Below are 20907 nucleotides of genomic sequence, written 5' to 3'. Positions count from 1 at the left end.
AGTATAGCGATTGTGCCGCGCGACTCATTCAATCGCGAGATCGACTACCTGCGCATCTCGGTGACTGATCGATGCAACCTGCGATGCGTTTATTGCATGCCGTTGCAGGGGCTCAGGTTTTTGCCGAACGCGGAGTTGCTGAGCCCGGCTGAGATCGAGACGGTGACGCGGGCTGCGGTCAGTGTCGGGTTTAGAAAGTTCCGCCTGACCGGCGGCGAGCCGACGCTGCGCCTCGATCTGATCGAAATCGTCGAACGAATCACGCGCGTGCCCGGGGTCAAGGGGCTAGCGCTCACGACCAATGCGTTGCTGCTCGACGACCTGGCGGCGCCGCTGAAACGCGCGGGCTTAACCCGTATCAACGTGCACGTCGATAGCCTCGATCCGGCAACGGTCGAGCGGCAGATGCGATGGGGCAGCTTCGACAGGATCTGGCGCGGGATCATGGCGGCCGAAGAAGCGGGGCTGACGCCGATCAAGCTGAACGCGGTGGTGACGGCCGGCTTCAACGAAGCGGACGTGGTCGAGATGGCGCGGCTCACGATCGAGCGCGATTGGCACGTGCGATTTATCGAGCTGATGCCGCTTGGCGGCGGCGAATGCGCCACGCTTTCGGTCAAGCGCTACGTATCGAATATCGAGACGAGGCGGCGGATCGAGGCGGCGCTCGGCGCGCTAGTCGAGACACCGTCGGACAACGCTGCCGATGAAGCGCGCAACTATCAATTGCCCAGCGCGCGCGGCGTCGTGGGATTCATCAGTCCCGTCAGCGAGCCTTACTGCGGAACCTGCAACCGGATGCGGCTCACGGCGGACGGCAAATTCCATTTGTGCCTGCTGAATGACGACGAGCTTGACGTGCGCAACGCGATTCGCTCCAACGAAAGCGCGGCCGATCGGATCGCGGCGGTGGGCCGGATTTTGCGGCGCGCGGTGGAACTCAAACCGACGGGGCATCACCTGCTCGAGGGACGCTCGACGCAGGAACGCTCGATGTATCAGATCGGCGGCTGAGAATCTCGAAGCGATTAGTGGGGCCGTTCACTTCTTGCGCAGCAGCGCGAAGAAGTGAGTGTCCATCTGATCGGTTGCGATGACTTCGAGCGCCGGGTCGGTGACGAACGTTTCGATCACCCACTTGCCGCCGAATAGCAGCCACTTACCGATTCGGGAAGTTTCGAGCGAGCGGAGATCTTTATCTTCGCGGTAGTCGCAGGCGAGCACGAGATCGCCGGGGCGCATCGCAGCGACGATTTTATCGATCGCGGCGTGCAGTCGGGCGGGACTCCGCAGGCAGCTAAGGACGTCCATCACGACGATCAAATCGAATTGGCCGGGAATTGGATCGGTGCGGAGATTCCAGGGGCTGAAGGTGACGCGGCCTTCCCAATCGCGCCGGGCACGCGCGCGCTCGAGTGCAATCTCGGAGAAGTCCACGGCGAGAATCGAATCGCATCGGGAGGCGAGTAACTCGGTGAATACTCCTTCGGCGCAGGCGATCTCGAGGACGCGGCCGAAGCGGCGTCCCGCGCGCGCCGAATCAAGCAGGTTCAGCACGCGTTGAATGCGCTCGGCGGTGGTTGGATTGGTCGAGTATCCCCAGTGATCGGCTTGGACGGCGTAGTCGCGGTCGAAAGTATCGACACGCCCGTATGGATCGTCGACGGCTTCTACCAGGGCCAGCAGGGCTGGGAATCGCGCGTAGGAGTTGCTCAAAAATTTGACAAATCGAGGGTACTGCGAGGGCCGGATTCCGAGCGCGTGGCTGCCGCGGCGGAGCGCGGAGTAGATTCTCTGCGCCGCTGCGAGGGATAGATTTGAAATGGAGTTCAATCCGCGCGACAAATACCTGCACTCATCCGGAGACTAGAACCTAGAGTAAGCAGCGACGTTGGGGAAGCATAGGATAAGCGGGCGCGAGGAGTGCGAAACCGCGAAGTACCGCGGCGGTTGGGTGGAGGTGCGCACGCTCCGCGGTCACGTATCAGCGGTCAAAGTGCATTATGAGTCGTTTAAGGTCGTTATGGCGCATTGACTCTTGTTGCATTTTTGTGACATCGTGCCGAGATATGCGGTGACCTCTTACAGCATAATTTGACCACAGTACCGCGTTTTAAGCCGTAGAATTGATCCAATACTCCGAAATCGGACTGATTCTGTTGGTCGCTTTCGTCACAGCGTCAGCGCTGGTGCCGATCGCGAAGCAGATCGCGATGCGGATCGGAGCGCTGGCGAGACCCTCGACCGACCGCGTTCATTTGCAACCGACGCCGCAGTTAGGCGGAATCGCGATCATCGGCGGTTTCGTGGTGGCGATCGGGCTCGTTTGCAATCTGTCGAATTGGCCGCAAGACAAGCTGATGTGGCTGACGGCATTCTCGTTTGCGATGTTCGCGGTGGGACTGCTGGACGACCTGATGGAATTGCGGCCGCGCTACAAGGTGGCGCTGGAGCTGATCGCGATCGGCCTGCTTGGCGTGTGGGGACCGCAACTCGATTTGCTGCCGTACCAGTGGGCGAATATCGCGCTCACGATTTTCTGGCTGCTGGTGGCGACCAACGCTTTCAATCTGATCGACGGACTCGACGGGCTCGCGGCCGGCGTTGGAATGATCGCGGCGACCAGTATCGCGATCGTCGCGGCGCTGCATGACCATCAGGCGACGATGGCGGCGGCGCTCGCGCTGAGCGGCGCGATGGCGGGATTCCTGGTTTTCAATTATCCGCCGGCGTCGATATTCATGGGCGACGAAGGCGCTCTCACGGTCGGGCTGATTCTCGGCGTTTTGTCGATCCAGGCGAGCCACGCGGGCGAAGGCTCGATGCCGGCGCGGCTGGCGATGCCGCTGCTCGCGCTGATGGTGCCGTTGCTCGACACGGTAACGGTGACGATCACGCGGCTCGCGCTGGGGAAACCGATCTCCAAGCGGGGGCTGGACCATTCGCATCATCGATTGGCGCGATTGGGACTCTCGGAATCGCGGGCGGCGGGCACGCTGGTTGCGCTGCAGGCGCTCGCGGGCGCATGCGCGATCGCGATCAGCCTCGTGCCGGGTTACGACGCGGTGTTGCTGCTGCCGTTCGTCGTGCTGTTCTTCGCGCTGGTGGCATTGTTCCTGATGGACAAATCATTCGACACGGAGTCGCAGAGCCGCGCCGCGGAGTTGCCGCCGGTCGCGCGGATAATTCTGAGCTTCGGGTATAAGCGGCGGCTGGTGGAACTGGTGCTCGACGTGGCGCTGGTGATGGCGGCGTATTTTGGCGCGATGAGCCTGCGTTTCGACTTTCACCTGCGGCCCGATCAGGTGGGCCAGATGCTGATCGGGCTGCCGTATGTGGTGGTGATTGGATGCGGCGCGTTTCTGTTCGCGGGAGTTTATCGCGGTATCTGGCGATATACCGGAGTCGCGGAGGCGGTGCGCTTCGCGGTCGCCTCGATGCTGGCCGGCGTGATGGTGGTGATCGCGGCGACCGTGCTGCCGATTTCGATCACGCACTCGACCGCGGTGGTGTTCGTGCTGTTGCTGTTCAACTTCCTGATGGCGACGCGGTGGTCGTTTCCGGTCTTCGGCAGAATTGCGCAACTGCTCGCGTCGTCGCCGCGCCGGGCGATCGTGGTGGGCGCGGACGGACGCGGGCAGGCGGTCATCCAGCACTGGCAGGCGAGTCTCGGCAATCATGTAGAACTGCTCGGACTTATCGACGAGGATCGCTTCAAGCATGGCAAGCTGTTCCACGGATATCCGGTGCTGGGAGGAATCACGGATCTGGCGGAGATCGTGGCGCGCAAGCCGTTTCACGAGATCGTAATCGCGCAGGAATCGCTGTCATCGGAACAGATCGATGCGCTCAAATCCTTCGCGATGGATCATCGGATGATGCTGCGGCGATTCTGGCTGGGACTCACGGATATGAAGTCGGCGAACGGCAGCGACGCGGCATTGGTGGAGATGGAGGCGGCGGCGTTGATGAGCAACGTTCCGGGGCCGCTCAGGTCGTAAGCGCCGCCTCGAATGAAAAATCTGTCGCTCCTGGTTCTGGGCGTCGCGGCCGTCGGCGGGATCGCTACGGCGCACTGCTTCGCCGCCGAAGTTGTGGGACGGGTAGCCGATGCGGGTGGTGCGCCGATCGCGGGAGTGGCGGTAGCGATCAAGAATCCAGCGGGGATTCAGATCGGTTCAGCACTTTCGGACTCGAGTGGCCGCTACGCGATCCACGACCTCGCGCCCGGAATCTATACATTCATGGCGGGCGGACAGACCGCGGTTTCCTACGTTGATGCGGACGGCCTGACAGTGGATTGGGGAATCGCACCGAGTGCACCTGCGATCGCAATCGCGCACCGAGGGATCGCCCCAAACAGCGATCAGACGCTCCGCACAACACCCCCTGCGAAATAGAGTCTTCGCCGACAGCCGTGACTTGGGGCGCTCGACAATCGGACGTGTCTGATTGTCAAAGTCGGCTACTTGTAGTTTTATCGGGACATCAAGAGCCAGAATCGCCGCAATGGCTGTTAGCCGCATCATAGAGAGGCAGGCGGCGCGCAATCCCGACGCGATTGCGCTGCTCGCGCCGGGCCGAAAACCGATCAGCTATGGACGGTTGATGCGGCATTGCGAGGCGGTGGCGTCGGCGCTGGCTCGGGCGGGCGTCGGGCGGGGCGAGCGCGTCGCGGTGGTGCTCGGCAACGGGCCCGAGATGGCGGCGTGTTTTCTTTCAGTTACGATGATCGCGGCGTGCGCGCCGCTTAATCCGGGCTATCGCGCGAACGAGTTCGAGTACTTTCTCACGGAACTGGCGCCGGCTGCGTTGATCGTCGAGGAGGGCGTGGATTCGCCGGCGATCGCGGTGGCGGAGGCGCGCGGTATCCGCGTGATCCGGATGCGGATCGAGGCGGATTCGCCGGCGGGGATTTTCTCGCTCGACATCGGTGACGGGAATTTCGGTGCTCCGCTCGACGTGCATGCGACGGCCGGCGACGAGGCGCTGGTGCTGTTCACTTCGGGGACGACCGCGCGGCCGAAGATGGTGCCGCTGACGCAGGCGAATATCGAGGCGTCGGTCGAGAATATCGTCGAATCGATAGCGCTGACGGAGCGCGATCGATGTCTCAACGTGATGCCGCTATTTCATGTGAGCGGAATCGTCGGCGTGCTGCTGGCGTCGCTCGCGTCGGGCGGGGGCGTGGTGTGCACGCCGGGATTCTATGCGCCGCGATTTTTCGAATGGTGCGAGGAATTTGCGCCGACGTGGTATTTCGGCGTGCCGACGATGCATCAGTCGGTGCTGGCGCGCGCGCGCGAGAACCCGGGCGCGCTGTCCAATCTGAAATTGCGATTCATCCGTTCGGCTGCTGCGCCGATGTCAGTTGAGCTTCATGCCGAAATGGAAGCGACGTTGAAGGCGCCAGTGCTCCAGGGTTATGGGCTGACAGAAGCTTCCCAGCAGGTTTCGGTCAATCCGCTGCCGCCGAAGATTCGAAAGCCGGGTTCGTCAGGCCTGACGGGCAGAATTCCGGTTGCGGTAATGGATGAAGTGGGGAAACTTCTGGCGCCGGGCGAGACCGGCGAAATCGTCGTTCGCGGACCGACGGTGATGCGCGGTTACGCAAACAATTCTGAAGCGAATAGGGAATCCTTTGCCGGAGAATGGCTTCGCACCGGCGATGAGGGCCGGCTGGATGCAGACGGGTATTTGTACATCACCGGGCGCATCAAGGAGATAGTGAACCGCGGCGGCCAGAAAATCTCGCTGCGCGAGATCGACGAAGCAATCAGCGTTCATCCCGACGTGATCGAGGCGGTGGCGTTTGCGGTTCGCGACCCTCGACTTGGGGAACAGGTTGCGGTCGCGGCCGTGCTGCGGCACTCGAGCTTGCTCGCCGAGCGCGATCTCCGCAATTTCGCGGCGGAGCGATTGGCGGACTACAAAGTGCCGAGCCGGATCGTCTTCGTCGATAGGATCCCGCGGGGACCGACGGGCAAGCTGCAACGGAGCGAGCTTGCCGCGCACTTCGGTCTGGAGCGCGAGGACACCGAATCCCTGCAGGCGCCGTACGTGCCGCCGCAAACCGCGACGGAGAAATGGCTGGCGGAAGTGTGGCAGAGCGTGCTGGGAGTGGCGCAGGTTGGAATCCACGATCATTTTCTGGCGCTGGGCGGCGATTCGTTGTTGCTGGCGCAGGTGGTCTCGCGATTGCGCGCGATGGGCGGACCTCAAATCTCGATTCTTACTTTTTTCGAGCGGCCGACGGTTGCCGGACTGGCGGCGCTGATCGACGGTGGCCCGCTACTCGATGCCGCTTCGGACGAGCAACCTGAAGCAGACGTAGGGGATGCGGCAACTGAAAAAGCGCCGCCGGAGAGCATTCGGAGCGCTTCGCACGCGCATTGGCCGATCCAGCCGCACGGGACGCGACCGCCGCTCTACGTGGTGGGTAGCTTCAACGCATTCGTGCCGCTGGCGCGGCGGCTGGGTGACGATCAACCGATACTGGGAATCACGTTACCCGACGAATTGAAGCTCAGGGTTCCGTACCGGCTCGAGGAGATCGCGGCGTCGGAGGTCGAATCGATCCTGAAGGCGCATCGCGAGGGTCCGTTTTATCTCGCGGGATTCAGCGCGGAGGGCGTGCTGGCCTACGAAGTCGCGCAGCAACTCGCCGCGAAGGGCTATCCGGCCGAACTGGTGGTGATGGTCGATAGCGCGTGTCCCACCGTGTCGGATCCGATCGTAGCGCGGATGGCGCGCAACGCGCGGATTCATGCGAGTCACGTCGCGAGCGGAGGACTCAGCCAGCTACGCGAAACGGCATCCGGAATTTGGCGCCGTCTGCGCCTCAGGCTCAGGATTCACGGCTGGCGGATGGCGCGGCCGTTCGGGTTGCCGATCAGCCGGCCGACGCCGCGCGAACCGATGGACGTGATCCTGGCGAACGTGATCGCGAGCCGCGAGTACGTGCCCAAGCCGTACGCGGGGCGCGTGCTGCTGTTCCGGCGAACCGAATCGTTGGTCGGGCGACATCGATTGCCGGACAACGGATGGGGACGGCTGGTGCGCGGCGGCTTCGAGGTGGTCGCGGTCGAGGGTGGTCATCTGGCGCTGCTGGCGGAGCCGGGAGTGGCGAAGGTAGCGAGCAAGCTCGCGGACACGATGGGTATCGCGGCGGAGGAATCCGCCACCGAGGTCGAGCCGGTCATCGCGGCAGGCTGAATCGACTCGGCAACGCGGGGTGTGCAACGAATGCGTCGCAAGGGCATGGCGCTCACGGAGCACTTAATAGCGGGGTCCGATTTCAAGCGCACACGTTTCCATGACGAGAAAGGCGACTTGGTGGATTTCGCCGGGGCGCTGTTCGCACCGCAGGCGTTGTTCAGCGCGATCGGCGCGCGATACTTCGGGTATCGCTCTGCGACTCCGTGGATTTCGTATCGTGCGGTCAAGTTTCTTGACCGAGCGATCGAACGCGATTGGCGCGTCATAGAATTCGGTTCGGGAATGTCGACGTTGTGGTTGGCCGAGCGATGCGGCTGGCTGCATAGTATCGAAAGCGATCCGGGTTGGTATCGATTGGTATCGAGCCGGCTCAAACAATCCGGCAGCATCAGGTATGAGCTGAGAGGGGTCGAGGAGTATCCGGATGTTAGCGATTATCCTGACGGCTCGATCGATTTCGCGCTGGTGGACGGAATCTGGCGGGCTGGATGCATCGAGCAGGTGGCGCCAAAGATTCGGCGCGGCGGAGAGCATAAATATTTCGTCGATTTTCGTCCGTGCCAGTTCGGTGTTACCGAAGGATTGCTGGTTCAATTTTGAGCGGAGACGCATCCGAACTTGTCGCCGAATGTGCATCAGATAGCGGAAGACGAAGTTCACATCTGGTGCGTGCGGCTCGAGCGTATCGATGAGGACCTGGCGCGATCAGAAGCGATCCTGAGCGCGGACGAAATCGAGCGCGCGCAGCGCTACCAGTTCGCGCATCATCGGAGAAGATTCATCGTGGCGCGCGCGCGGTTGCGCGAGATGCTGGCGGAGTATCTGGGGCGGCCGGCCGAATCGATCCAAATCGAATACAACGCGTGGGGCAAGCCGTCGCTGGGCGCCGAGACGGGAGCGGATCTGCGCTTCAATCTGTCGCATACGCATGACCTCGCTATGTATGCGTTCGCGCGCAAGCGGGAGGTCGGCGTCGATATCGAGGCGATCGATGAAAAGGCGGCGGCGGGACGAGTCGCCGAGAATTTCTTTGCGGCGAACGAAGTCGCGGCGCTGCGAGCGCTGCCGGCGGAGTATCAGGCGGAAGCCTTCTTCAATTGCTGGACGCGGAAGGAGGCCTGCGTCAAGGCGCGCGGCGACGGACTATCGCGCGATCTGAAAAGCTTCGAGGTAACGCTGCGGCCCGGTGAGCCGGCTGAAATAAAGCGCGGCGCGGAATGGGCGGGATGGTCGATGTTTTCGATTCGGCCGACGGCGGCGCACGTGGCGGCGCTGGTAGTCGAGGGCGTCGGGATTAGGGTGGTCGGTCCGCGCTTTCGCTGAGCTCATCGAGGGAGGGTACAGCAATCCCGAGCTTGGCCTTACTCCGAGATCCTTCGACTACGGCAGCCTCAGGATGACGGATGGAGGCAGCGCTCGGTGAATGACCGCGTGGCCAGCTTGCTCGCAGAAAATTCAGAGACTCTCAGGATGATGTAAGGGAGCTTTCAATCGGGCTTCGGTTCGAGATGACGTTAGTCGTCGGATCGCGCGCGACCTACAATTCACCGACTCCCAGAGCGACAAAAGTCGTCGGATTGTTCTCATCCAGACAAACATTCACAGACTCTCAGGACAAAAAACGAGCGAGGCGGCGTCCTGAACAGTTCGGCCCTGAACTGTTCAGCCTTATGCCGGTTTGACGCTGCGTGTAAGACTCCGGCTCGAACCGATTCCGCCGTAGTTGGCGCAGGACACGATCGTTGCGAGATGCAGGCCGCGACCGAATAACCGACCGGCAGGTGCATCGAATGCAGTTGACTCGAACTTCGATGGGGGCAGCAATCAGGTGCGCAGCGGCGGCGCTGGCGGCGATGGTCTGGACGTGCACCAGCGCGCATGCGCAATTGCCGCCGCCGGGCGCGTATCGGCCGATTCCGAATTTCACCGGGGTGGGGGCGGGACTTCAGTTTCGCACAGCGATCAATAATCGATTCTCGGGCGTGCAGCCGATATCGCCGACGATCGTCAGCCTGGCGTTCGCGAACTTGCCGATACCCGCGGACGGCATGCTGTTCTACTGCCAGGACTGCAAGCGCGTCGCGCCATGCGCGGGCAGCGGATCGGGGGCGTGGGCGCGCGCTACGCGCGGGGTGTGGTCATGCGCGACGGAAGCGCTGGAGGCGAATCTGAACGCCAACGGGAACAAGCTCACAGGCCTGGCGAATGGAACCGCGGCGGGCGACGCGCTCGTATTCGGGCAGGCGGGCGGCAACGATCTGTCGGGACCGCTGCCGAACCCGATCGTGCAGACCGTGCTCGATGGCAAGGCGCCGCTTTACTCGAACCAGGCGAAGGCAACGCTGGTGGATTCGCCGCCGCCGGCGGTGGCGTGCTCGAGTGTCGGACAGGTGGCGGGCGGCGGATCGATCACTTTCCCAAAACCATCGTGCCTTGCGGCGGGGATGCTCGAGGTCGCGTCGTTTTTTATCCAGGCGAATCTCACGATCACGCCGCCGTCGGGATGGACGCCGGTGCGTTCGGACTCGGCGGGCGGGATGCTGGTCGAGTACTTTCACGTGGCGGGGAGCAGCGAGCCGTCGAGTTATCAATGGACGTGGACCGGCGGGCAATACGCGGTCGGCGGGATCATGGCGATCACGGGCGCGAACGTGAGCGCGCCGATCGACAGTTCGACGTTTGCGAGCGTCGGCGGGACGTCGGTGACGCTGTCGCCGCTGACGATCGCGGCGCCGAGCGAATTGGTGCTGGTATTCGGGGCGGGATCGAGCGGCTACGCGCAGGCGGTATCGTTCAGCCGGGGGACGCTCGCGTGGCAGCAAACGCCGGGCGGCAATCTGCCTCATTCGGCGGGCGCCTACACGCAGGTGCATCCGGCGGGATCGAGCGTGGTGGCGACGACGTCATTTTGTTGCGGCGGCAGCGCGACACTGTCGGCGGCGCAGATCGCGATCAAGGCAGCGTCGGTGGCGAGCGCTTCGCCGATCCTGCAAGGCGACGCCTACGCGGAACTGGTTTCGCTGGCCGGGTCGTCGGACGGCGGGACTCCGTCGATCGCGGGGTTCAACAACGACGGGCTGTTCAACGTGCGCAATCCGGCTTACGCGGGCGGCGCGCGAGGCGACAATCTGACCGACGATACGTTGGCGATCCAGGCGGCGTATGACGCGGCGTGCGCCGCGGCAGCGATCGATCCGATCCAGACGCCGACGGTGTATTTTCCGGCGGGCCGTTATCGGACGACGTTTTCGATCATCATGAGCTGCGGATCGCCGATCAACGTTCGCGGCGACGGAGAGTATACGTCGATAATCAATGCCTCGGTGCCAGCGCTGGGTCCGGGGCAATTCCCGATTTTTTACGTAGAGAGTCCCCAGAATATCACGGACCTCGGAGCGTTCCTCGCGCCTTCACTGGCGACGGGAGCGGGCAACTCGCTCAATTTTCCCGGCAGCAAGTACTGGTACGTGAACCTGAAGGATGCGACCCAGGGCAACAACGGATCGGCGGTATTCCACAACGCGCAACCGCTCAATGGGATGGCGTCGATCAGCGTCGAGTTGTTCGCGAAGATGACCGGCACCGGTTTCGGGCAGCCGTACATCATGGCGAGCTTCGGCGACGACTTGTATCGGGTCAACGGGATCGACAGCGCGGTCGATATCCATGTGCAGCCGGGATCGCCGAATACGCTGACGGGATGCTTCACGACCAGCGGCAGCGGACAACAGTGCGTATCGACGGCGGGGAATTTCACGCCGGACGTGGTGCACGCGATCGAGCTCAATTACGACGGATCGTTCGTGCGGCTGTTTCTCGACGGCGTACAGATCGGGGCGTCGCAGCCGGCGACTGGAACGATCGTGCAGAAGCCGGCTGAGAATTTCGTGCTGGGCAACAAGGCGCAATTCAACGGAATCAACGTGAGCAGCCAGTTCCAGGGACAACTCGACTCGATCCGGATATCGGACCTGGCGCGGCATACGTCGAACTTCACGGCGCCGAGCACGAAATTCGGATCGGACGGCAACACGATGTTCCTGATGAACATCGCGGAGGTGCGCGACACGCTGATCAAGGTCGATACGGTGACGGGTTCGGGCGCGGTGCCGAAGTGGATACCGATCCACAATTTCGATTTGCTGGGCGGCTCTGCGAACAATCGGATCAGCTACCTGGGCTTCAGCGGCGGCAGCTACAGCGTGCTGGCGGTGGGATCGCTGTATCTGAATTTGGAGCATCTGGCGGCGGGCGGACTGGTTTGCCCGATTCGGATCTACAACAACTCTTACGGCGCGCATCTGAATCATCTGTTTTTGAATGCGGCGGCGTTCGGCGAGGCGGCGCTGGAGATATCGGGCGCGTCGGGCCTGGTGAAAGCGGATTGGCTCACGGTGATGCCGGGATACTACGGGCTGAATCTCACCGATGCGGGCGGAGTTTATTCGCAGCTCTTCATCTCGCCGGGGAGTCAGACGCTAAATGATCTGAACGCGGCGTCGAGCGTGGTGTTCCACGACTACGTTTTCGAAGACGTCGCGGTAGATTTCGAGACCGGAGGATCACAGGTGCCGGTCAAGGTGTCGCAATCGGGGACTTATGAGTTCATCGGCGGCGACTTGCAGGACGGCATGCAGAACGCAATTCAAATCAATCCCAAAGACAACGGAATCGGCGTCACGCTGATCGGCACTCACGTCGAGACGAGCGGCACTCCGGCGCCGCTGATCGGGTTTATCGGGACAACGTCGCCGGGCAATCCGGTCATGTGGATCAACCCGGTGATCAACGGCAGATCGCTCGGCGCGTCGGGGGTGGCGCTGGCGGACGATCTGACGAAGGCGCAGGCAATCGCCGATCAGAGCTCGCTGAAGAGTCTCACGCTGGGCAACGGCGGGATCCTGTCGTCGGTCACCAACGGCGTCGCGAATACGACGCCGACGGTGTCGGCATGCGGATCGTCGCCGAACGGATCGGTCGTGGCGGGCGGAACTAACAATGCATTCGCGATCGTGGTGGGCGGCGGGACGCAGACCAGTTGTGCAGTCGCGATGGGAAGCGCGGCGGCGTTTGCGAATCAGCCGGTATGCGTCGCGGAGGATATCACGGCCGGCGCTGCGATGAAGCAGGTGTGGAGCGACGCCAATCACGTCACGCTGACTCAGCCGGCGAGCGCCGACATGCATGGCGATACGATCAACGTCAATTGCATCGGGAAGTAAACTGGCGGAGAAGATAGACGCCGATTCTCGGGCGCGACACGAGCGGTGGATGCGCTGCATCCGCGTCTGGATGTGATCGCGCCATGTGACCGATAGTAGCTTCACCATGAACCGGTTCTTCCTGCCGAGCGACAGACAAAGATGGATCGTGCCGGCGATCGCGATTTTCGCGTTCGCGATAAGAGCCGCGCCCCTGTTCCGAAGCCTCGATGCGTGGGCGATGGACAATGATTCGTCGCGCTACGTCGAACTGGCAGACGGGCTTAGAGCCGGATGCGGCTTCGCAAAAGATCTAGCGACGGGATGCGCGGCGGCGGAAGTGTTGCGCACGCCGGGCTATCCGCTGTTCCTGGCGGCGATGCCGAGTCTCAAGGCTGCGCTGTTCGTGCAGGCGATAATCGGCGCGCTCGCGTGCTTGGTCGCGGGGCTGACCACCGCGAAATTCTGGGGAATCCGCGCCGGTGCGACGGCGGCGATCCTGCTGGCGCTGGACGTGCCTTCGATCGTAAACGGCGACCGCGTGATGTCCGACGGCCTTTTTCAGGGCCTGGTGACGGCGGCGATTTGCCTCGAACTGATCGCAATCGGGCGCGGCCAGAGCGACCGCGAGGGTATCATGCTGATCGTTGGCGCGGCAGTGATTTCGGGCGCGGCGATCCTGGTGCGGCCGATTGGCCTTTCGCTGCCGATCTTTGCCGGTGCGGCGGCTCTGATCGCCTCGAGCGGTGACTGGCGCCGCAGGGCAGCGATCGCGATCGTAGCCGCGGCGATACCTGGCCTCGTTACGGCGGGGTGGGTGGCGAGGAATCGCGTGCGGAGCGGGGTCTGGACGATCAGCACCGACGGGGCGCTGGCGCTTTACTATTTTGGCGCGGCGGGTGTTGTGTGGAATCGGACTGGCCTGCAATTTCCGGTGGTTCAGCGCGAGCTGGCGAATGAGATCGGCGAGAGGTTCGAGAATTACCCTGACACGCCCCCAAGCAAGCAGCATAAGATGATCACGCATTCGATCGGTATCTATGCCAACGATCCGATCGGCGCCGCGGCGGTGACGGCGCGCTCCCTGGCGTGGCTGCTCTGGATACCGGACCGCGCGAATCTGGCGCCCTTTATTGAAACGTCCGGCGGAGCGAAGCGGCTCGAGGTCGCGACGTCAGATGTCCCAACGCGGCTACGCGATTTGCTAAGTTCGCCGGTATTGACGCTGCTGGTCGGGTTGCAATCCGTGCTGATGCTCGTGACGTGGGCGGGAATTGCGATCGCGTTTATAAAGATAAGAAGAAAGGCCGGCCGCGAGAAAATGATGATCGCGTTTCTGCTGGTGGCGGCGATGTTGATGATCCTGCCGGCGGCATTGCCGGCTGCGATGTCGCGGTATCGAATCCCGGCGGTTCCGCTGTTTGCGATGCTCAGCGGGATCGGTTACTTCGGCAAGTTCTCAATTTTTACGCCGCTCGATAGTGTTTAGTAGATTCCCGACCTGAATTTTATCCACTCGAACGCTATCGCTTTTCGACTTGGCGGGTGATTGCTCTCCTGCAACTCGCGATCGAACGTCGAAATTACATCACATCTACGCGTCCAAACCTGTTGTATTAGATGCTATTTGACAATACTATTCCCTTTGGCGGGTGTAGGCTCTTCATCAATGTGACGAACTTACCAGTGGCCGAATTTTGCGGAACCGCCGATGAGTCGCGATCGACGGCGTGTCGAGCGTTGTTCCAAGGGGGTCGCGCGTCCTTGCGATTAGCGAATCCAAGGGAGGGCGGACGCATACGCGCGATCTTTTGTGGTATCTGCGTGAGCGTTAGCAACTGGATCAGTGATAGAGTCGAGCGCCAATAAAAGCGATTGAAGACGAACAAGCTGACAAGTTGCATGGCGTTGGCGGCAAATGCTCTGTTGCTGGCGATCGGGCTGGCCGCGTGCGCCAGTGCTCCGCCAATTCCGCCCGAGCCAGCCGAGATCGGTCGAGCGCCGGCTATCGATCCGAGAGTGCCAAGTATCGGGTCGTCGGAGATCAATATCGAGAGACTGGATGCGCTGTGGGAGAAGCGTGCCACCGCCAAGGATTCGACTGATTATCCGATCGGACCGGGCGACGTGATCGAAGTATCGGCGCCGGGCGTGGACGATCTGAAGGATCGAACCGTTCGCGTGAGTGGCAACGGGGAAGTCGAGCTGCCGCTGATCGGAATCGTGCAGGCGTCGGGGATGAGCGAGAGCGGGTTTCGCGATCGGTTGAAAGCGGCGCTCGGCAAGTACATGTACGATCCGCAGGTCGATGTGTTCGTGAAGGAGTACCACAGCCGGCAGGTCGCGGTGGTCGGAGCGGTCCGCAGACCCGGGCTGGTGGTGCTTACCGGGTCGGGCGATAGCATCCTGGATGTCATCACGCAGGCGGGTGGAATGACGCCGGACGCGGCCGACGAAATTGTTATTTTGCCGGAAGTAAAGGGCGGTCGCGGCAAACTGGCGGAGCTGGCGGCGGCGTACGCTGAACCGAGTCGGACCGCGGGCAAGACGGTGCGTCCGGCGATCGCAAAGGGACAATCGCCCGACCGGGAGCAAGCGCAGGGAGGCGTGGTGGATGTCGTGAGCCTGGAGCAGAATCTGGGCAACGGCCCGGCCGTGGTGATACCGCTCAAGACCGCGATGACGGGCAGTCGCAAGTATGTGAACATGCCGGCCAGTCCAGGCGACATTATAGTGGTGCCGGGCGGCGGCAACGTGATGGTGACGGGCTGGGTTTATAAGGCGGGATTTTTTCAGGTCGGATCGGGGCTATCGGTGCTGGGCGCGGTGGGCGCCGCGGGCGGCGCGATGTTCGCGGCAGATCCGACCCGGGCGACGCTGATTCGCAGTGACGGAACCGGCAGCAAGGTATCGATCCCGATGAACCTGGTTAGAATTTCCAAGGGCGAGGATCCGGATATCCCGGTGCGCGCCAATGATGTAATCGATGTGCCGTACTCGGACCTGAAGATCGCTCCCTACGTGGTGTACAACCTGCTGACGCGCGTACCGGTGCCGGGCTACACGTTCTGAGGCGGAAATTCCGATGACGCAACCTTCGCCATACTTCATCCGCCGCACGGCGGCGCTCGACGAAATCGATCCGAATGACAATCGGATCCATTTTTTCGACGAGGACGAAGGGCGGATCGATTTCAATCAATACTGGCGCACGATCAGAAAGCATCTGCCGCTGATCGTCGCGATCTGTCTCGGCTTCAGCGCGCTCAAAACGATCCGGGTTCTAATCGAGACGCCGCTTTACACGGCCAGCGCGACGATGCTGATCAAGCCTGGGACGCCGCAGATATTCGGCAGCCAGGTGCAGGGGGACAATTCCAGCACCGACCAATACGACTACTACGAGACCTTCAACAAGACTCAATACGAGATACTCAAGAGCCGGAGCCTGGCGGTCAGCGCGATCAAGTACAACGGCCTCGAAAAGCGGCTGACTTCGCGACAGAAGAGCGCGCCCGGTTGGTACGGCTCGGCCAAGGCGGCGATCGGACACTGGATTCACGGGGTCGCGGGAAAATCAGAACCGAGGAAGGCCGCCGCTTCGAGCGCGGACCCGGCTCCGGAACTGGACGGAGTGAGCCCGGCGGCGGTCGGCGCGTACATGGGCGGTCTCGCGGTGCGGCCGGTGCCGGACACCAACCTGGTGAAAGTGGAATTCACCACGCCCGATCCGGAACTGTCGGCGCGGCTGTCCAACGCGCACGCGCACGCATACATCCGGCAAGGGATCGAGCTGCACAGCCAGGCGAACGAGGAAGCGCAGAAGTTCCTGCAACTGAAGCTGGTCGAGCTCAAGGAGAAGCTGCAGAAGTCCGAGTATGCGCTGAATCGGTACCGGCGCGACCAGGGGATCGTGCCGGGGCTGATGTCGCTCGACGGCAAGGAAACGATCGTGCTCGATCGGCTCGCGGTGTTGAGCAAGGACCTGACCGAAGCGCAGGTGGCGACGCTCGAGATGGAATCGCAGGTGCAGATGGTGCGCAACCGGCAGTACGAAGTGTTGCCGCAACTGCACGAGGACAAGGCGCTGCAGCAACTGCGCGCGGAATACGATCAGCTCTCGACCGAATACGCGGGGATGGCGAAGCAGTTCAAGCCGGATTATCCGCCGCTCGCGCGGCTGCAGGCGAAGCGGGATGAAGTGCAGCACAGTATCGACGAAGAAGTGCAGCGGGTGCGATCAAGTATCGAATCGGCGTACAAGCAGGCGCAGATCAGGCAGCAGAAGCTGCAGGAAGAGATGGACCGCGATCGCGCGCACGCGCTCGGGCTGAATGACGCGGCGGTCGAGTACGCGATTCTGCAGCGCGAGGTCGATACCAATCGCGAGCTGTACAACAGCGTGCTGCAGCGGATGAAGGACGTCGGGCTGGCGGCGCAGGCGCGATCCTCGAACGTGGTGGTGATCGATAGCGCGGAAGTGCCGGGCGGTCCGTCGAGTCCGAAGATCATGCAGAGCGTGATGGAAGCGGCGGTGCTGTCGCTGGTGGCGGGAATCGCGCTGGCATTTCTGCTGGAGTTCCTCAACAACCGGCTGAAGACGCCGGAAGAAGTGGAATCGTACCTCAGAGTTCCCAACCTGGCGGTGGTGCCGCTGTTCTCGCAGCAGGACGGCGACAATCGCAACGGCCGCCGAAAATTAAAGAACGTAATCTCGACCGCGATGCGCAATGGGTCGAAGGCGGGCGCGATATCGTCGTCGAAGATGCCGTCCGTCAATGGGCATCCGCGCGAACTGATCGGCGCGTTCAGTCCGTACTCGGTGCACGGTGAGGCGTACCGGACGCTGCGCACGGGAATCCTGCTGTCGCGCGCGGGCGCGCCGCCGAAAGTGATCCTGATGACGAGCACCACCAGCGGCGAGGGCAAGACCGTCACCTCGACCAACTCGGCCGTGCTGTTTGCGCATACCGGGGCCAAGGTGCTGCTGATCGACGCGGACTTGCGCAAGCCAAGAGTGCATCGCGTGTTCGCGATGGACAAGGAGCCGGGACTTACCGAAGTGCTGACGGGGCGGCGCGATACGTTCGAAATGATCCGGCAGACGGAGGTCGAGGGGCTATCGGTACTGACGTCGGGATCGCTGCCGCCGAATCCGACCGAGCTGCTCGGCTCGGAGAAGATGAAGCAGATCATCAGCGAGGCGGCGGCTCACTTCGATTTCGTGATCGTGGATTCGCCGCCGATCCTGCCGGTCAGCGATTCGATCGTGCTGTCGACGATGGCCGATGGCGTGGTCGTAGTAGTGAACAGCGCGACCACGGCGAAGCAGCAGATTCGGGTGGCGTGCGCGCGGCTGAAATATGCGCGCGCGAAGATATTCGGCGTGCTGCTCAACAAGGTCAATCTGCAGAGCCCGGAATACAAGTACTACAAGAATTATTACTACCACTATACCAACGAGATTCTCGAAGGCAGCGCGAATGCGGATATCGAGATGCCCGATGCCGCGGACTTCATGAACCGGTAGATCGCGCCCGCCAACTCCCGCAGGCCAACGCCATTTCGCGCATTCGCCTCAATCCTGACAGGCTATTTGAGGTAACCGCGGGTTGCCTCATTTTTTCCGGCCCGATGCTGTTCGGGTCGGTCTATCCGTGGGCATACAGGCTCGCGGAGTTGATGTGCTTCGCGCTGTTCGCGCTGTGGATGGTGAAGCTCAAGTCGATCGCGGGCGCTGATAGTAGCGCGGGGCGAATCGACGCCGGGCTGCTGCGCGCGCTTCGCGTTCCATGCGGAATTCTGGTGCTGTTCGTGGGATTCCAGTTGATCCCGCTGCCGCCCGCGATGCTGCAAGCGATCTCACCTTCGACGTATCGATTCTACCGCCAGGTTTATCCCGGCTGGCCGAGCACGGCGCCACACGAAAGTTTGAATGACCCGGGGACAGCGGTGTCGGTATCGAAGAGCGACGGGCCGGTGATCCTGCCGACGGAAGATGAAGTTCGCCGCGGCGCGGCGATACCGTTCGCGCCGGTCGCACTGAATCGGGGCGAGATCGGATCAAGTGCGGCGGCAGAACCGGCGCAAATCGGGCGGGCGCAAAAAGTCGAGCAGATACGCGCGGCGCCGGAGATATACGCGCGTCGATGGCGGCCGCTATCGATCGCGTGGCCGCTCACGATTGCTGCATTGATCGGGGCGCTCGCGTTGATCGCGCTGTTCTTCGCGACGATCTTCTATCCGGCCGGCGCCGGGCGCGAAGTGAAGGAAGGCTTTGCGCTGACGCGAGTTCTGATGCTCGCGATTCTGGCGAGCGGAGTGATCGTCGCGCTTGCGGGCCTCGCGAATTGGGGGACGTGGAACGGGAAAATCCTGTGGGTGATGGTTCCGTACGATTGGGGCGCGCCGAATCTGGGCGAGGCGGCGCGCCGCGCGTGCGGGCCGTTCGTGAATCCGGATCACTTCGCGGGCTACCTCGCGATGATCTTTCCGCTCGCGCTCGCGGGACTGATATTCGGCGGTTTTCCGGCGCGCTCGAGCAGCGGCCTCGCGACTCGCGTGATGTACGGGTTCGCGACATTCGTGATTTTCGTGGCGGTGGCGCTCAGCCAATCGCGCGCCGGATGGATTGGACTGGGTGTGGGCGCGTCGCTGATGATCGCGCTGGTTCATCTTCGATCGCGCGATCGCGTCGGCGTCGAAGGAGAAACAGCGAAAGCGAATCCGCTGACGGTATCGGTTGGAATTCTTGCGGCGCTGGCAGTGCTCGCGCTGATATTCGCGGGCCAGCAGGGGCGCGAGCAAACGATCGGACGATTCGGCGATACGGTGCTGCACGGCGGACTCGATTTGCGCGGGCGCTATTCGGTGTGGGCCCGGACGCCGCAAATCGTGCGCGAGTTTCCGCTGTTCGGCGTCGGGATGGGCGCGTGGCCGGAGATATTTTTTCGGTTCCAGCCGCCGCCGCGAACCGGGCTAATCAACAACGCGGCGCACAACGATTATCTCGAGATGATGGTCGATGCCGGCGTGGTCGGCGTCGCATTGCTTGGATGGCTGATGGTCCGAATCGCCGCACGGCTCCGAACAGCGTTGCGGTCGGCGCCGACGCATCTGGCGCCCGCGATGGCCGCGATAATCGCCGGCCTGATCGTGATGTCGATAATCGAGTTGGTGGACTTCGATTTGCACATCCCGGCCAATCTGATTTTGTTCACGATGCTCGCGGCGTTGGGCTTGCGGATCGGCGCCGCGCAATCTGCGTCCGGCATGCAAACGGCTGTCGCGAATCTTCGACGATGGATTTACGGGCCGGCGATTGCAACGGCGATGGTGCTTGGAATCGTTGCGATGCGGCAGCATGGCGCACCGTATCCGTATGATATCGGCAAGCCGCGAACGATCGCCGACGCGCGCAATCTGCTGCTCAGCTATTCGGGCAATCCCTCGGTTCACGAATCAATCCTGGCTCGCTTCGGATCGACGATGACGCCGGCGGCGCGCTCGCGTGAAATCGCGACGTGGGCGTGGCTCGATCCGACGAGTCCGCGGGCGCGCGACAGCTACGCGCAGGATTTGCTCGATCGCGGTCGGCGCGCCGATGCGATGAACGAGATCGGTCAATCGACATACGTTGCGCCCGATTCGCGGGCGCATCCTTATATGAGTCCGCGGCTTCTGCCGTGGCTGGCGGACGATCAGCGTCGCGCGATCGAAAAGGGCCTTGGGCGCGCGGTGGCGGACGGCTTTCGCGGCTCGGTGCTGACACTCGGCGAGTATTACGCGGCGCTCGGCAGGACGGCGGATCGCGCGAACCTGTTTGTTCAGGCGGCGTCGAACGAGCGGGACCGGCAGCGGCGCGCGCAATATCTGCGCGAGGCCGGCGACGCGTATGCTGCGACAGGCGAGCCGCGCAAGGCCGGTGAGCTTTTCGAGCGAGCGATCGAGGCCGACCCGGACGACGCGCAGAATTACGCCGCACTGATCGCGGGCGTGTTGGTTCCGCACGAGGAGTATGAACGCGCGCGCAGCGTTATCGAGCAGGGAATCGCAAACCAGGTGGACGCGTGCCGGCTCGAGTTGAGCGTCGCGATCGGAGCGCAGCAGCGCGGGCGGCGCGATATCGCCGAGCAGGCGTTAAATCGCGCGCTGGAAATCGACGCCGAATCCTACGACTGCACCATCGAGCTGGGCCGGCTGTACGATCGCGACCAGCGATACGCGCGGGCGATGATCATGATGGACACGGCGACGCGGCTGAAGCCGGATTCGGCAGAGGCGTACCTGGAGCTCGCGGCGGTCGCGGAGAAAAACTACGACTACAGCGCGGCGGGGAAGGCCTACGAACGGGCGGCGGCGCTGGCGCCGCAGAATCAGGTCGTCGCGCAGACGGTCGCGGCATTCAAGCGCAAGCTCGCCGACGCGGCCGATTCCGAGTTGCACAAGGGACGCGACTAAGTTCGCGGCAGATTTCAATCGACGCGTT

Annotated in this window: 12 protein-coding genes; 11 read left to right on the top strand and 1 reads right to left on the bottom strand. The window is 62.6% G+C overall.

The window, feature by feature from the left end:
- The first annotated feature begins 12 nt into the window (after window positions 1–12).
- Entirely contained in the window at window positions 13–1014 is a 1002-nt protein-coding gene (gene moaA, locus Q7S58_RS04310) for a GTP 3',8-cyclase MoaA (protein WP_304821192.1), read from the top strand.
- Window positions 1015–1041: 27 nt separating this feature from the next.
- On the opposite strand, the gene Q7S58_RS04305 is transcribed toward moaA, so the two are convergent.
- Window positions 1042–1716 (bottom strand): SAM-dependent methyltransferase, encoded by a 675-nt coding sequence (locus Q7S58_RS04305; protein WP_304821190.1) that lies wholly within the window; start codon window positions 1714–1716, stop codon window positions 1042–1044.
- Window positions 1717–2126: 410 nt separating this feature from the next.
- Here Q7S58_RS04305 and Q7S58_RS04300 point away from each other — a divergent pair, with 410 nt between their 5' ends.
- From Q7S58_RS04300 to Q7S58_RS04255, 10 genes are all read left to right on the top strand, one after another.
- Window positions 2127–4001, top strand: coding sequence for a hypothetical protein (locus Q7S58_RS04300; protein WP_304821188.1), 1875 nt, complete (start codon window positions 2127–2129; stop codon window positions 3999–4001).
- A 12-nt stretch (window positions 4002–4013) separates the two neighbouring features.
- On the top strand, window positions 4014–4400 hold the full coding sequence (locus Q7S58_RS04295) for a carboxypeptidase-like regulatory domain-containing protein (RefSeq protein WP_304821186.1): 387 nt from the start codon (window positions 4014–4016) through the stop codon (window positions 4398–4400).
- 109 nt (window positions 4401–4509) lie between these two features.
- A complete protein-coding gene (locus Q7S58_RS04290; protein ID WP_304821184.1) occupies window positions 4510–7215 on the top strand; it encodes an AMP-binding protein in 2706 nt (901 codons plus the stop codon).
- 30 nt (window positions 7216–7245) lie between these two features.
- Window positions 7246–7818, top strand: a complete 573-nt coding sequence (locus Q7S58_RS04285; RefSeq protein ID WP_304821182.1) for a hypothetical protein — start codon at window positions 7246–7248, stop codon at window positions 7816–7818.
- 18 nt (window positions 7819–7836) lie between these two features.
- Window positions 7837–8541 carry a 4'-phosphopantetheinyl transferase superfamily protein gene (locus Q7S58_RS04280; protein WP_304821180.1) on the top strand — a complete coding sequence of 235 codons (705 nt, stop codon included), beginning with the start codon at window positions 7837–7839 and terminating at the stop codon, window positions 8539–8541.
- A gap of 467 nt (window positions 8542–9008) precedes the next feature.
- Window positions 9009–12440 (top strand): LamG-like jellyroll fold domain-containing protein, encoded by a 3432-nt coding sequence (locus Q7S58_RS04275; protein WP_304821179.1) that lies wholly within the window; start codon window positions 9009–9011, stop codon window positions 12438–12440.
- Between the two features lie 85 nt (window positions 12441–12525).
- Complete coding sequence (locus Q7S58_RS04270) at window positions 12526–13908, top strand: hypothetical protein (protein WP_304821177.1); 1383 nt, start codon at window positions 12526–12528, stop codon at window positions 13906–13908.
- A 419-nt stretch (window positions 13909–14327) separates the two neighbouring features.
- Window positions 14328–15491: a polysaccharide biosynthesis/export family protein gene (locus Q7S58_RS04265; RefSeq protein ID WP_304821174.1), complete on the top strand. Its 1164-nt coding sequence runs from the start codon at window positions 14328–14330 to the stop codon at window positions 15489–15491.
- A gap of 13 nt (window positions 15492–15504) precedes the next feature.
- Entirely contained in the window at window positions 15505–17949 is a 2445-nt protein-coding gene (locus tag Q7S58_RS04260) for a polysaccharide biosynthesis tyrosine autokinase (protein WP_304821172.1), read from the top strand.
- Window positions 17950–18053: 104 nt separating this feature from the next.
- Window positions 18054–20879, top strand: a complete 2826-nt coding sequence (locus tag Q7S58_RS04255; RefSeq protein WP_304821170.1) for an O-antigen ligase family protein — start codon at window positions 18054–18056, stop codon at window positions 20877–20879.
- Window positions 20880–20907: the final 28 nt, after the last annotated feature.

The sequence above is a fragment of the Candidatus Binatus sp. genome (assembly GCF_030646925.1).
In the GTDB taxonomy this organism is placed as follows: Bacteria; Desulfobacterota; Binatia; order Binatales; family Binataceae; genus Binatus.
This window is presented reverse-complemented; position numbering and strand designations above follow the sequence as displayed.